The sequence below is a fragment of the Leptospira ainlahdjerensis genome (genome assembly GCF_016919175.1).
Classification (GTDB): Bacteria; Spirochaetota; Leptospiria; order Leptospirales; family Leptospiraceae; genus Leptospira; species Leptospira ainlahdjerensis.
Map to the genome: position 1 here is coordinate 63601 of NZ_JAFFPU010000074.1, position 12435 is coordinate 76035.

Genomic DNA, 12435 nt, shown 5'->3' on the forward strand with positions numbered 1-12435 from the left:
TTACTTTGAATTGAGTTTATACCAGTTCAACCATTCGTTCCGAGAGTAAAAGTTCTTTCCTGTAATTGAAGACAAGGAGGCAATTAAAAGTTTTGAGCTCGCTGCTTGGTTTTCTTCTAATATTTGAATTAAGGCGGGAATACTTGCGGACTCCTTTCTTTTCCCCAATTCAGAAATTGCCACTTGTTGAAGGGCGACGTTCTCCTTTTTCGCAAATGTCTCGAGGATTTTACGGGATTCTTCTCCGGGGATAGACGCGATCGCCGGAATCACAATCGAAGCGGAGTTCGGTTTATTTTCGGCCAAACTTATCAAGGTAGGAAGCGCTTTAGGAGAACGAAGTAATCCCAAGGATTCGACAGCCAAAGCTGAAAGTTTCGGATCGGTTGAGTTGGATGCCGATATTAAAGCTTCGAGCGCTTCCGTTGCTTGTAGAACTCCTAAAGACCAAGCCGCGCCGTAACGACCTTCTCCACTTGACTCCTTGAGAACATTCAATAAAGCCGGAATGCTTTTTTTATCGCCCATATAACCGAGGGATTGTCCGATCACTTCGCGATCCGGAATTTTAGAATCCGATAACCTTTGCTCGATCAGAGCTCTCGCGGAAATAAAATGAATTCTACCCAAGACAAGAGAGGCCGGAGCGGAAGATTCAGGCTCGTTCTCTTCGAGTATTTTTAATGTCAAAGGCCCTGTTTCCGAAGATGGAATTTCGGAAAGTACGTTAACCGCCCGAAAACGAATTTCACGATTCTTATTTTTTAGAATCGGAACTACTGGCTTAATCGAAGAAGAATCTTTTACTTCGATCAAAGCGAGCATCGAATTTTCGCTTCCCTTATCGAATTCGCTCGCTAACCCTTGGATCAGAAGCGGAATCGCATTCTTACTCGAAATTCTTCCCAATGCCAAGTAAGCGGCGGCTAAAGTCGGAGACGGTTCGGTGGTTTTCGCTAGTTCTATAAGATATGGTTCCGCGTTCCGTACTTTCAATTTTCCTAATGCCATCGCGTATGTTTTGGAAAACTCGGGGTCCTTGTTTTTTTTCGCCAAACTGAGAATCGATTCTCCGGAAGAACGCGCGCCGATTCTTACCAAAGTATCAACCGCGATCAAACGAAGTGTAGAATCCTCCGATTGCAAAAAAGGAATGACTGCGGATGCGGAAGAGGGATTTTCCATTCTGGACAGAGCTTCCATAACGATATCAGGAGTTACTCCCGATTCCGGTTTAAAAAGTTGAATCACTTCGGAAAGCGAAGAATTATCCTTCCAGGTTCCGAGTGCTATCGCCGCAGTCCCTTTTACTGCAGGATTAGAATCTTTTTTGAGTAATTCACGAATTGTATTCAAGGAAGCCCTGTGGTTTCTATTAGAAAGTTCTAAAATAGCCTGAGCTCTCAATTGAGGGTTTTCAGACTTTAGTTCGCTTAAAATTTGTTCTAAAGGAATTTCCTTTCTTTCATCCGCAATCGGTAGTAAGTCCGGTCTTGGCGGTCCACCGCAACTCAGAATAAAAATAAGAACGATCAAAAATAACGGCATGTTTTCTCCTTTGTTTTAAGTGACTTTTTGCAATGGGTCGATAGCGAACTAAGAACGAGGAATCATACTCTGAACTTGCTTTAAATCTGCGAGTTCCTTTTTCCATACTGCGATGTCCTGGTTCGCAGTTCCGACCTGGGAAGGGTCCAGCTTTCCCTGCTGGATCGTATATTCAATCAGTTGAATTCTAGATTCCAATTCTTCAATTTTATAGTTCACATAGGCCAACTGTTCTTTGGGATTTACGCTTGCCTCCGAAGGGGGTTTCGGTTCCTTACCGGGTTCCGCATATTTGCTCAGGGATCTAGAGACTGCGTTCATGGCTTCTACGCTCCCGATACTGTCCAATCTATCTCTTGCTTCCTTCTCTTCGGCTTCCGTCAAAGCGGGCTTAAACTCGGAGGGAATGTAGATATTCTTAGGATATCGCGCGACAAAATCGGACCATTCTTTTCGAATCTGTTCTTTTTCTTCGGGAGTTTTTTTAGGACGAAACGCTTCCGGCCAAAGCCTTTTTGCCTGGCCTTCCAATTCCGGATCCTCGTTGAAAGGATGGGGTGCATCGGGAAAATAAGGATCCATCTCGGAATAGTATTTAGTTTTTAGCACGGCCTCACTTTCTTCCACAATGGAAATTGAATTCTTCTTTCGATCTTCCGGCCAAAAAATAATAAACAAAATTAGGATGAATGCAAATACAAATGCGGCTAAAATATATATCTTTCTAAGTTCCATAAAACTCGCTTTAAATAAAAAACGCCGCCTTAAATAGGCGACGTTCCAAATTTGCTGTCTTCTTCCTCAAAAATCGAGGAGGAATTTTTGTTAAACGAAAATTCCGATTACCCAAGAAATGAACTGTCCGAAAATTGTATCGGTCAGGAATTTCTTCAAGTCGATCGGATTTCTGTTTAGAGTGTCGTAGTACCAAGCGGTATATTCGCTTACTTGAGCCAGATTTAAGCCATAACGCGCGTTGATGACTTTGATCAGTTCGTTCGCGAATACCGAGTGTCCGAACATGTTCGGGTGTACTCCGTCTAAACCAAAAACTCCCGGTTGGTTCGGTAAAGGCCAGTTTGCACGTGCGTAACCAGGACTCCAACCGGACGGGCTTTTTACAATACGTCCGTTTTCTTTGATGTCATCAAAGACAACTTTCAGATCAGCCACGGCAAATCCCATCGCCGCACCTTGCGCTTTGACTTCGTTGTTCAACATCGCCAAAAAGTTGGTGATAGTCGCGACTTCACTCGCGTCTAAAACTTGATTCGGATCTGATACCGAGTTTCTGAAGAATGCTTTCAGGCCGGAGTAGTTAGCTCTTCCTTGAGGATCCTTATATGGTTCCAAAAAGGCAATCGCAGTCACGTTAGGAATAGTAAAGAGAACACCTCCCTTCAAACTTCCCATCGCAGCCAGTCTTCTCATTACTTCACGAATATCTCTTTTGTATCGAGCCTCGTCCAAACAAGCTGTTGTTGTAGAAAGCGCAGTACAAAGAACGTGGTTCGCCGCTACAGTTCCGAAAAGGAAAGAGGGTCTGACTTTTTCCATAATTTCAATCTGAGTTCCGGAACTCCGAAGACCAAATTGGTGAAACTTATCAGGTTCTTTACAATCTTGAACTTGTACCCAACGGTAAGTATACCAGTACCACTTTGCCCAATACCACTCTTTGTCCCACTTAGTTGCGGTAACGTCTTCGCATTTTCCGGAAGTTCTCAAAACGGAAGTATATTCCGCTCCTGTAATTCCCGCATGAGTAGGAAGGCTCACCGTAGAGCCGTTACCACCGATGATAGAACCAGCGATGCAGAAAACACCACAATCCCCTTTCAGAACGTCTTCCAAGTTGATAAACGGTCCTTTCAGAACGTTATACGAAACGGAAGATCCGGCTTGTTTGCTGACCAGAACCGGATAAGCCCAATCCTGAGTTTTTTTCTCTACTGTCGCTCCGAAGAAACCATGACTCAAAGAGTCCCCAATTACCCCAGGCTTTGCAAAAAGTTGAGCCTGAGTCTGCGCAGACAAAGATCCTACGCCGAAACCGAGCACGAACAGAAGAGTCGCAATCCAATTAGCTTTTTTCATCTTTCACTATTCTCCATTTTCATTTATGGCCCTGGAGAACGACATATCCTATAAGGAATCCCACCTCTCGTTCTTCTGCCGGCCCGGGATTTAACCCAGAACAATCGTAAGGTTGTAACGAACAGTCAGTCAACTTGAATTAAGAAATAATGACTAACGCGGAAAATTTTTTTATCGTTTTACATAACGTTCGATATAAAAAATTCCGGCACCCGTCCATCGAAAACGCGTAAATATTCAATTTGATATCTAATGGCTGAGGGAAAATCAGATTGGCCTTATTCCGAAACATTTATAAACCGATATAAATTTTTTATGAAACCGAGAAATCCCTAAATTTTTAAGAGTGGGGATTATTTTTCAGAGGAGAAGAAGGCGTTCTGGGAGAGTCCTGCCCAAAAATCGAGTCAATCCGATCCACTTTCATTCGAACAAAAGGTGAAACCCAGAGAAAACCTCGGATGAGAAGAAAAAAGAAACGGAGAGAAATTGCATTAGAAATTTCTAAAGTAGAAAGATGAGGAAAGATAACAATTCTAAATTTCCAAAACTTTTCTACCTTCGCAATTTCAGTAAGTCAAAAAGAGAAATTTTTTGATGAAAGTTTAAGAAAAAACCGGAGAGTTGTTCTCCGGTTTTGAGATTTGAAAAATGAGAAACGATCAAAAGATCAGTCCTTATCTTTTTTCTTCTTCTTTTTGGATTTTTTATCGGACTTGTCGTCGTCTTTATCTTTCTTTTTCTTAGATTTCTTTTCCTCTTTATCGTCATCGTCCTTTTCTTTTTTCTTGGACTTCTTCTCTTTCTTTACTTCATCACCGTCGTCTTCTTTATCTTTCTTTTTCTTTTTGGATTTTTTAGAATCATCGTCTTTATCAGACTCCTCTTCGTCCTTATCCTTATCCTTTTTCTTTTTACGTTTTGACTTTTCGTCTTCGTCGCCCGCGTCATCGCCTTTGTCCTTTTTCTTCTTAGATTTCTTTTCTTTTACGGAAGAATCTTCATCGTCGTCTTTATCTTTGCTTTTTTTAACCGGTTTACGATCTCCATCATCGCTTCCTTTTCCGGGTTTCGCTCTGCAATAATCATCAACGGAAACCCCGTCTTGTCTCGTGTAACCGCTTACCCAAGTACAATCATCGTTTGACTTGCAAGAAGAAGCAGAAAGACCCTGACACGCGCTATCTGCAGAAACAGGGGTAAAGATAAAAAAACCGAGAGTTAGGGCAATCGAGATCACCAAAACACGGCGAAAAATAAGTTTCGTCAGCATAATATCTCCTAAGAACTTTTTGTTTTATAAATTCAAAGAGATACTTTATCTTATACTTAGCTTAATCAATAAATTTTCGATTGTTCTTACTTTAATTTTTGGAAAAGGAGGAAGAGGTGTTTCTTTTTTCTATTTTAGCGATAACTTCGAAGTGTTTGGTTCTTGGAAAAAAATCCAAGAGAACTACGTTTGTAATCCAATACGAATCTCCGCATAATTCGGCTAAGTCCCTTGCTAAAGTTGTGTGGTTACAACTCGAATATAAAAATCCGCTCGGTTTATTCTTTTGAAAGGACTGAACAACCTTTTTAGACAATCCGGCCCTTGGTGGATTCGCAATCCAAAAAGTAGAATTCAGATCTTCCATCGGAATCGATTCCGTTTCTAAATTTAATGATTTGAAATCACGAGCAGATAAACCGTTTGTCGAAAGATTTTTCTTAGCTTGTTTTACGGAATCGTTGGAAAGTTCATATCCGATCCAATTCTTGCTTTTATCATGAAGAGCGATCGAAATCAATCCGGATCCACAATATAATTCTAATATAGAATCCTGACCTTCCGGAACAAGTTCATATATTTTTTCCAACCAGAGAGGAACGAGGAAACGATTGATTTGTGAGAAACCGCCGCGTGGAATTTCCCAAACGATCTCTTTCGGTTTCGGGATTCTTATAGTCTCGCGAAAAACCACGGTTTCTTGTTTATAAGGAACGACTCTTTCGCCGTCCAGACGATACGAAAGAGTTTTTGCTTTTGAAATCGGAGCTGAACCGGTTTTTTCTTTTTGAAAGAATTCTAAAAAGGCAAGATTCATTTCGTTCGGAAGATTTTTACAACCGTAGCTGGGAAGAGGCACGATGGAATGTGAAAATTCTTCGTAAAAACCCGCGATTCTTTTAGAACCCGCAAAGCCCAACTGAATCTGTGCGGTGTTTCTGTAGCCGATTGGGTCTCTACTCAAGATTTCAATTTCAGGAATTTGAATATGATTTTTTAAAAAAGAACGTTCTAAGGTTTCCTGGAGAAGAAATTTTTTTACTTCCAATTCTTTCTCGTAAGAAATGTGTCGATACGAACAACCACCGCATTTTGGAAAAGAGGAACAATCCGAAACAATTCTCTCAGGAGAATATTTGATAATTTCGGAGGCGACTCCCCAAAAAAGGGAACCGGACTTTTTAAGCGGAAACGCGCTGACGGCTTCACCTGGAATTGCATTTTTTAAAAAGAAGGTTCCTTCTTTTGAATTAGCAATTGAGTAACCAAGGTTGACCCAAGCCCTCGGCTCGAGTAAGATTTTTTCGGAGGATCTTTTCTCATCCCCTTTTTTGGGACTCCCATTCTGCCCCTCAGATTCGGTTTTCATCCTACTCTAACACCTCCCTCCAGGAAAAACAAAGAACCGAGAGCGCAAAGAACAATTCACCTTGACACAGGGGGGTTTTCTCACGGTAAAGTAATTCTCGTCGGGAGAAGTGGCTGAGTGGTCTAAAGCAGCGGTCTTGAAAACCGTCGTGGTAATCCCACCGTGGGTTCGAATCCTACCTTCTCCGCGACATCCTTTGGAGACGTGCCTGAGTGGCCGAAAGGAGCAGTTTGCTAAACTGTCGTACGGGTAACTGTACCCAGGGTTCGAATCCCTGCGTCTCCGGTATTTTTGTTTTCATTCTACCCATTAACCGGAATCCTCGCCTCTATGTCCTCTGAGCGGTTTAAAACCCAGGAATTTATTCAGGAAACTCTGAGAATTTTAAAGAGCGAAGAATTTCCCGGTTCCATCGCCGGACTTTCTTACGTTCCATTCTTCGGTTGGCTTTTCGTCTGGGTATTTCGGAAAGCACAAGATTTTGCATCTTTCCACATCGTTCAAGCGATGAAATTGAATATCGCCTTCATCGCGATTTATTCTTTCGTTTGGTTCTTAAGAGAATTTCCGGTCATAAGCTGGCTTTTATCTTTGATTCGAGTGAATCCGATCGTTACCGATTTTATCAGTTATGTTTCCTGGATCGCTTTTTTAGGTTATAGTGCGCTCGGCGCTTTCAAAGCGTACCAGGAAAAAAAATTCGTCCTGCCTTTTTTTCCGGAGTTAGAGAATGAAATTCAAAGAATATTTAAAAAAATACGAACCGGTTCTCCGTAATCTTCCCGAGACGACCAATCGATTTCTCAGGTCCGAAAGGTTTCTCGTGTATTTAGTCTCCTTGCCTTTTTTCGGAACCTGGCTGGTGGGATTTACTTTCTATTGGGAAAATCAAACGGTTCGAAAGTATTCAGGACTTTCCTTTGTCAATTTTCTCTACTTCCTTTTCTTCCTTTTGATCAGCGTTCCCGTGTCTTGGATTCCCATTGTCGGTCCTTGGCTCGGGCATCTGGTACATCTCTCTGGGATTTTGATTTATCTCGGAATCTCCGGATTACTGCTATACAATTACACAAGTGGAAAAAACATTGCACTCAGGATTCCTGAGGAACACCTTTCTCGATTGGAATCTTATATTCATTAAACGACACGCGCCCATAGCTCAGCTGGATAGAGCGTCTGACTACGGATCAGAAGGTCGGAGGTTCGACTCCTTCTGGGCGCACCACTTTTTCCCCAGTCAATCAGTAGAAAAGAATTCGGTCGATTCCGACCGAATCGATTTTTGAAAACGAATTCTAGATTTTATCTTTCGGAAACCGTGACAAACATAGAATCGATTCTAGAATGATCCCGAATCGCTTTGTTAGCGAAGGAAGGAACTCTATTCTTCCGGCTCTGAAGAATAGAGTTCAGTTGCGATTTAGAAAATTATTTTTTCTTCTTATTCGCCCAAGCTGGTAAATTCGGGAAAGTGGTAACTACGAATTTTTTCCAATCAATATTGGTTTCCGTAAAGTTATTATTCCGTACACAGACCATTCCGTTCTGAGTTTGATTCCATTGTGCACACTCGGTTTTATTTACGGTCGAGGGTAACCTTTTGATCGATTCATTCACGTCCGGGAAGTAAACTGCCTCTTCGAAATTTGCCTCTTTTGAAAGCGGGGTCTTATTGAGGGTAGCGATAGAATCCTTTAAGACTCTAAAAATAATTCCCTTATGGAGGTTATTTTTAACGTTTCCCAAGTTTGAGCCGTTTGCATAAACGCTAAAACGATCTGTGAACAGATTCTTTTTATTCGGATCACTGAGAGAATAAGTGATTTCCGTAACGCCGGCGCAGGTATCGTCATCATACGCTAAAAGATGATTTAGGATAATAAGATCCAGAGTATGATAAACTCCCGGCTGAACGTTTCCTTTCTCATCTTTAACCGGAAGCAAAAACAACTGATTTTCGGCAATTGTCTTCTGAAGAGAACGATTGAAGGATTCTGCGTCACTTTCACTGTAAACTCCGGGAGCCCCGTCTTTGCTTTTAGCATCAAAAACCATTTTTTTTCCGATCTTCTCATTGAGCGGCTGAGAATTCAGAGTTGCCTGTGCCGGTTGAACTCCGGGCATTTTTAATACGACATCCGATGCGGAAGAACAGTGGATCGTAAAGACGTATGTCATAAGTATACAAACTAAAGATTTATTTGTCATTTTTTTAAAAGAATCTCCTAAGGTTTAGAATTCCAAATCGAAGACCGAGCTATTTGGTAATTCTCTATTTTAGAATATTCTAAAACAAAAATATTTCAGACAGTAAGTTTGAAAAAAGTCAGAATTTTATTTTCAACCGAACATACAAATGAGATCGATCGGATTCTCAATCTTTTGAGATAAGGAAATGAACAAAACGTATCCTATTTTAACATCGGCCCGTTCGTTCGTGAATGAAAAAATTCACCAGAGAACTATCGACGCGAGAACGAGCATACCGTCGTAAAGAAATGTCTATCTAGAAAAGATGCGATCCAAAGAAATATGCCTATCTCCGTTTCGAAAAAGAAAACGTGAATCCAAAAAGAATTTCGATATAGATTCAATCCCTCCGTCTTTGATCCTTTCCGAACACGAACGAACTGGGATTCTAACTGAAATTCCAAAATAAAAGAATTCTCGAGGTCCAGCTTCCCTACCGAAATCGCCGATCCCAATCTGCCAAAAAAACGCAGAAAATGGATTGTACTAATTGACACTAAGACTGAGTCTCATTTACATTGTATAAGAATCCCAAATAGAGAGTTGGAACCAGATGGAAAAATGTCACTGCGCTCAAGTTGCTTTCGAAACGATCGTTGAAACCGCAAAATCGGAAGGCATTGATTATCGAGAAATTGTGGAAAGAGTAAATGCAGGAAATACTTGCACTGCGTGCAAATCGTATCTTATTGAGTACTGTGAATCAAGACTCGATCTCCTCCAAACCGCCTAAACAATTAATCACAGACTCTCTCTTTCAAGAGGTGTTGGAAAAAGCCGACACCTCTCTTCGCGGAAGAGCAAATCACAACTTTCACGAACTTTCCGAAGTCTACCAAAGATTTCTCAACGTTCTAACAAAAAACACCTACGTTCAAGCTCACAGGCATAAATCTCCGCCTAAACCGGAAACTTTTCTCGTTCTAAAAGGAAGCCTTGGTTTTGTTCTTTTTAACGATGACGGTTCCGTTCTGGAAACTCATCGGCTCAGCGCGGACGGCCCGACGTACGGCATAGATGTCGCTCCAGGAGTGTATCATACGCTTGTTTGTCTTTCGGAGAACGCGATTTGTTTTGAAGGAAAATCCGGTCCTTACAACCCAAATACGGATAAGGACTTTGCATCCTGGGCTCCTGCTGAAAACGAATCCGGAAAGGAAAAATATTTGGAACAATTGAGAGATCTTTTTTAGCACCTTTTATTTTTTTAGTTAAAAATCGATTTTTTTACTTTCCTATCCCGAAATCAGGGTTTCACTTTTGAAAATTGAAATCCGGTGATTTTCAACGTATAAACAAACGTTATGAGCTATCCAGTCAAATACGGACATTATAATCTTATACCGGATTCTCTTCCGTCGGAAAGCGAGTTTTCCCTCAAGCTGCGGCCGATGGATCTCCGGGTTCAGTGGAAACGTTGTTCCTTAACCGCAGACTATATTTCCAATTTTTGTTCCTTTCCTGAAAAGTTGGATCCGGATTCCTCAAATACAATCTCCATTGTATTAAACGAACTCATAGAGAATGCTGCAAAATTTTCCAAAGATCGAAAGGGAGAAATTCTTTTAGAACTGAAATACTATTCCGAAATTCTAAAAATTGAAATTAAGAATTCAATGGATGAAATCTCTAAGAATAAACTTGAGAATTCGATCTCCGTTCTGCTCAACCGAAACTCCGATGAAATTTATTTGAACAAATTGAAAGAATCTTCCTCAAAAGAAGTGAATTCGGGAATCGGACTTTTGCTTTTGTCGAAGGATTTTCCAGTTCGATTAGGATTTTTAATCAACGAAGTTTCTTTCGGAATTTATGAAATCACGGTGAGGGCTTATTTAGATCTGAATGAGGTCGAAAGAACCAAAAAGAATGCTCTCCGTTCTTAAATTTCTATTCCAAACTCGTTTTGATTTCGGAACGCAGCTTTTTTAGATTCTCCAAAAATTTGATCTGCCAGTAACGATCCTTGTTTCCTCGGATTTCAACGTTGTTGATGTTCTTTTTATCGTATCCGGCGACAAATCTTGAAATACTCGCAATTCCCGCGCTGTTCAAAAAATCCAAATTTTTTATATCGATGATTGCCTTACCTCGGCCTGCGCCTTCGAGGGTCGTTTCGATGAGCGTAATGATCGGTTCATATTCCTCCACATTGAGCAAGCGCAACGTTCCAGATATCTTGATTCTTCCACGATTTTTTTCCGTCTCAACGGAATAATCTTCTTTTGACATTTCCATTTTGTATAACTTGCCTAAAGGAACTTGATCCTTTCCAAAAGATGATATCCTAACTTTGTAAAAAGTCGGAAGGCATTTCTTTCATTTAAAAAAAAAGGACTTAGCCGAATCAAAACTTACTTTGCTCTTTATCAGAAAAAAATTTTTTCGCAAAGTTTCCGGATTTTTTCAGCGTTCCATAGTCTCTTTTTCGGAAATGGAACGATAATTCCTCTTTGTGCTTCATTTCGTCTTTGGTCTTGCACGACTTCCCCTTTTTTTTGATTATGTCGTTTTTCCGAATCGCTCTCTTTCTTCCCCATTGATAGTACTTTCGGTTTCGATAACGTGGATCTTCAGAAACTCTCTTGAAAAAACAAAACCACGAAGGCAAATTCCTCTGCTTTTTTTAGGGAAACCCTCCAAGCGGTTGGAATTTTTCAGAACCTATGAGCTCAGAGCCGAAAAAGAGACGATCTAAAAGTTTTCGGCTAATTCTTACCACATTTTTTAGAAGTATCTTTATGAAAACTGTTGCCACATTCCTTCCCCTAAGGAGACTATATGAGATTGCGGGAAATTTCCCGATCTATTATAATATAAAAATACGCCTGGAAAGAAGCTCTTTATGCCTGAGTTTGATTCGATTGATCTTATGAATTTTGCAGTCTACGGGAACGAACACGATCCCGAATGGGCCGATATAAGAAATTATATCAAGTCCAGCGCTTCCGCTCAAAAGGAGTTGGAAGAGTTAAGACGTTCCGTACCTCAGAATGCCAGAAAGAGAAGAGATTCGATGCGTTCTCATGAGTTAGGCGGTGATCGCTCTTACGGACAAGAAACCTCTTCCGATCCGAGAAATGCAAATTCTCCGGAGGAAAAAAAGAAATGGTGGTCTATTTTTACGGGGGAATAAAATGACTTCCCTCATTGTATAAGAACGAGGGAGAAGACGATGGAAAAGGAAGCGCAGACATATTTAAGACTGAAGCAGTTTGTGGCTCCTTTCTTGGGTTTCGCCGTTAACATCAACGCTTATGGAACGGAGAATATTGTCCAAGAAGGAAAGATAATCCTTGTGAGCAATCATCGATCGGACATGGACCCGTTCATTCTTTCCTATACATTTCCACGTTATATTTCCTGGATCGCGGCGGATTATACGTTTCGAATTCCCATCTTCAAAGATTTAGCAAAACTCGCCGGAGGAATCCCGATGGCGATCGACGGAAAAATTTCGATGGCGAGTATCAAGATGGTGCAACAAGTTTTTAAAAGAGACGGCGTTCTCGGAATTTTTCCCGAAGGTCATGACTACATGGTTAAGAATGACTTCTCCGGACCTATGGTGAAATTTCACGACGGTTTCGCGGCATTTTCGATCCGAAATAAAGTCGATATCCTTCCTTCCGTTATCGTACCCATCGAAGAAAGTTATTCCGACATTCCAATACCATCTCTTGTTCGTTCTTTTATGGGAATGCCGAAAGAAGTCTGTGATATTAAGAGAAGATCAATTTACAAAAAAGTCAAAGTTCTTTACGGACCTAAAATCGATCACAGACCGTATTTGGAGGGGAAGCTGGAGGATAATCTCAAAAAGCTTTCGTCAGAAGTCCGCCTCAGAATGGAAACTCTTCAAAAAGCGGACGTAGCTTAAAACGGTCGTCTTCTTAGA

Annotated in this window: 13 protein-coding genes and 3 tRNA genes; 9 read left to right on the forward strand and 7 right to left on the reverse strand. The window is 41.0% G+C overall.

The annotated features are described in order from the left end of the window. From JWG45_RS18360 to JWG45_RS18380, 5 genes are all read right to left on the reverse strand, one after another. Entirely contained in the window at positions 1-1548 is a 1548-nt protein-coding gene (locus tag JWG45_RS18360; protein WP_205281076.1) for a HEAT repeat domain-containing protein, read from the reverse strand. A gap of 48 nt (positions 1549-1596) precedes the next feature. Further along, entirely contained in the window at positions 1597-2283 is a 687-nt protein-coding gene (locus tag JWG45_RS18365; protein ID WP_205281077.1) for a hypothetical protein, read from the reverse strand. Positions 2284-2373: 90 nt separating this feature from the next. Beyond that, the gene (locus JWG45_RS18370; RefSeq protein ID WP_205281078.1) at positions 2374-3645 is read right to left on the reverse strand and encodes a hypothetical protein; all 1272 of its coding nucleotides are present in this window, start codon (positions 3643-3645) and stop codon (positions 2374-2376) included. 670 nt (positions 3646-4315) lie between these two features. Beyond that, positions 4316-4918, reverse strand: coding sequence for a hypothetical protein (locus tag JWG45_RS18375; RefSeq protein ID WP_205281079.1), 603 nt, complete (start codon positions 4916-4918; stop codon positions 4316-4318). Positions 4919-5009: 91 nt separating this feature from the next. After that, positions 5010-6287, reverse strand: a complete 1278-nt coding sequence (locus JWG45_RS18380; protein ID WP_205281080.1) for a class I SAM-dependent RNA methyltransferase — start codon at positions 6285-6287, stop codon at positions 5010-5012. A 103-nt stretch (positions 6288-6390) separates the two neighbouring features. Here JWG45_RS18380 and JWG45_RS18385 point away from each other — a divergent pair. The 5 genes from JWG45_RS18385 to JWG45_RS18405 all read left to right on the forward strand — a co-directional run bounded on the left by JWG45_RS18385 (position 6391) and on the right by JWG45_RS18405 (position 7512). Then, a tRNA-Ser gene (locus JWG45_RS18385) sits at positions 6391-6474 on the forward strand. An 11-nt stretch (positions 6475-6485) separates the two neighbouring features. Continuing rightward, positions 6486-6572, forward strand: a tRNA-Ser gene (locus JWG45_RS18390). A gap of 45 nt (positions 6573-6617) precedes the next feature. Continuing rightward, the gene (locus tag JWG45_RS18395; protein WP_205281081.1) at positions 6618-7064 is read left to right on the forward strand and encodes a hypothetical protein; all 447 of its coding nucleotides are present in this window, start codon (positions 6618-6620) and stop codon (positions 7062-7064) included. Then, complete coding sequence (locus tag JWG45_RS18400; RefSeq protein ID WP_205281082.1) at positions 7018-7428, forward strand: hypothetical protein; 411 nt, start codon at positions 7018-7020, stop codon at positions 7426-7428. The genes JWG45_RS18395 and JWG45_RS18400 overlap by 47 nt, the downstream gene beginning before the upstream one ends. Positions 7429-7435: 7 nt before the next feature. Continuing rightward, positions 7436-7512, forward strand: a tRNA-Arg gene (locus JWG45_RS18405). A 203-nt stretch (positions 7513-7715) separates the two neighbouring features. Here JWG45_RS18405 and JWG45_RS18410 read toward each other — a convergent pair. Further along, positions 7716-8495: a hypothetical protein gene (locus tag JWG45_RS18410; protein WP_205281083.1), complete on the reverse strand. Its 780-nt coding sequence runs from the start codon at positions 8493-8495 to the stop codon at positions 7716-7718. Between the two features lie 692 nt (positions 8496-9187). Here JWG45_RS18410 and JWG45_RS18415 point away from each other — a divergent pair. Next, the gene (locus JWG45_RS18415; protein WP_205281084.1) at positions 9188-9730 is read left to right on the forward strand and encodes a WbuC family cupin fold metalloprotein; all 543 of its coding nucleotides are present in this window, start codon (positions 9188-9190) and stop codon (positions 9728-9730) included. 111 nt (positions 9731-9841) lie between these two features. Beyond that, positions 9842-10423 (forward strand): slr1658 superfamily regulator, encoded by a 582-nt coding sequence (locus JWG45_RS18420; protein ID WP_205281085.1) that lies wholly within the window; start codon positions 9842-9844, stop codon positions 10421-10423. 4 nt (positions 10424-10427) lie between these two features. On the opposite strand, the gene JWG45_RS18425 is transcribed toward JWG45_RS18420, so the two are convergent. Beyond that, the gene (locus tag JWG45_RS18425; RefSeq protein ID WP_205281086.1) at positions 10428-10775 is read right to left on the reverse strand and encodes a slr1659 superfamily regulator; all 348 of its coding nucleotides are present in this window, start codon (positions 10773-10775) and stop codon (positions 10428-10430) included. 607 nt (positions 10776-11382) lie between these two features. Between JWG45_RS18425 and JWG45_RS18430 the strand changes: the two genes are divergently transcribed. Together JWG45_RS18430 and JWG45_RS18435 are read left to right on the forward strand one after the other, a co-directional pair. After that, the gene (locus tag JWG45_RS18430; RefSeq protein ID WP_205281087.1) at positions 11383-11673 is read left to right on the forward strand and encodes a hypothetical protein; all 291 of its coding nucleotides are present in this window, start codon (positions 11383-11385) and stop codon (positions 11671-11673) included. A gap of 39 nt (positions 11674-11712) precedes the next feature. Beyond that, positions 11713-12417, forward strand: a complete 705-nt coding sequence (locus JWG45_RS18435; protein WP_205281088.1) for a lysophospholipid acyltransferase family protein — start codon at positions 11713-11715, stop codon at positions 12415-12417. Positions 12418-12435: the final 18 nt, after the last annotated feature.

Coding starts and splice junctions, on each gene's coding strand:
- JWG45_RS18360 (WP_205281076.1), bottom strand. CDS start 1,548: ATGCCGTTATTTTTGATCGTTCTTATTTTTATTCTGAGTTGCGGTGGA.
- JWG45_RS18365 (WP_205281077.1), bottom strand. CDS start 2,283: ATGGAACTTAGAAAGATATATATTTTAGCCGCATTTGTATTTGCATTC.
- JWG45_RS18370 (WP_205281078.1), bottom strand. CDS start 3,645: ATGAAAAAAGCTAATTGGATTGCGACTCTTCTGTTCGTGCTCGGTTTC.
- JWG45_RS18375 (WP_205281079.1), bottom strand. CDS start 4,918: ATGCTGACGAAACTTATTTTTCGCCGTGTTTTGGTGATCTCGATTGCC.
- JWG45_RS18380 (WP_205281080.1), bottom strand. CDS start 6,287: ATGAAAACCGAATCTGAGGGGCAGAATGGGAGTCCCAAAAAAGGGGAT.
- JWG45_RS18395 (WP_205281081.1), top strand. CDS start 6,618: ATGTCCTCTGAGCGGTTTAAAACCCAGGAATTTATTCAGGAAACTCTG.
- JWG45_RS18400 (WP_205281082.1), top strand. CDS start 7,018: ATGAAATTCAAAGAATATTTAAAAAAATACGAACCGGTTCTCCGTAAT.
- JWG45_RS18410 (WP_205281083.1), bottom strand. CDS start 8,495: ATGACAAATAAATCTTTAGTTTGTATACTTATGACATACGTCTTTACG.
- JWG45_RS18415 (WP_205281084.1), top strand. CDS start 9,188: ATGCAGGAAATACTTGCACTGCGTGCAAATCGTATCTTATTGAGTACT.
- JWG45_RS18420 (WP_205281085.1), top strand. CDS start 9,842: ATGAGCTATCCAGTCAAATACGGACATTATAATCTTATACCGGATTCT.
- JWG45_RS18425 (WP_205281086.1), bottom strand. CDS start 10,775: ATGGAAATGTCAAAAGAAGATTATTCCGTTGAGACGGAAAAAAATCGT.
- JWG45_RS18430 (WP_205281087.1), top strand. CDS start 11,383: ATGCCTGAGTTTGATTCGATTGATCTTATGAATTTTGCAGTCTACGGG.
- JWG45_RS18435 (WP_205281088.1), top strand. CDS start 11,713: ATGGAAAAGGAAGCGCAGACATATTTAAGACTGAAGCAGTTTGTGGCT.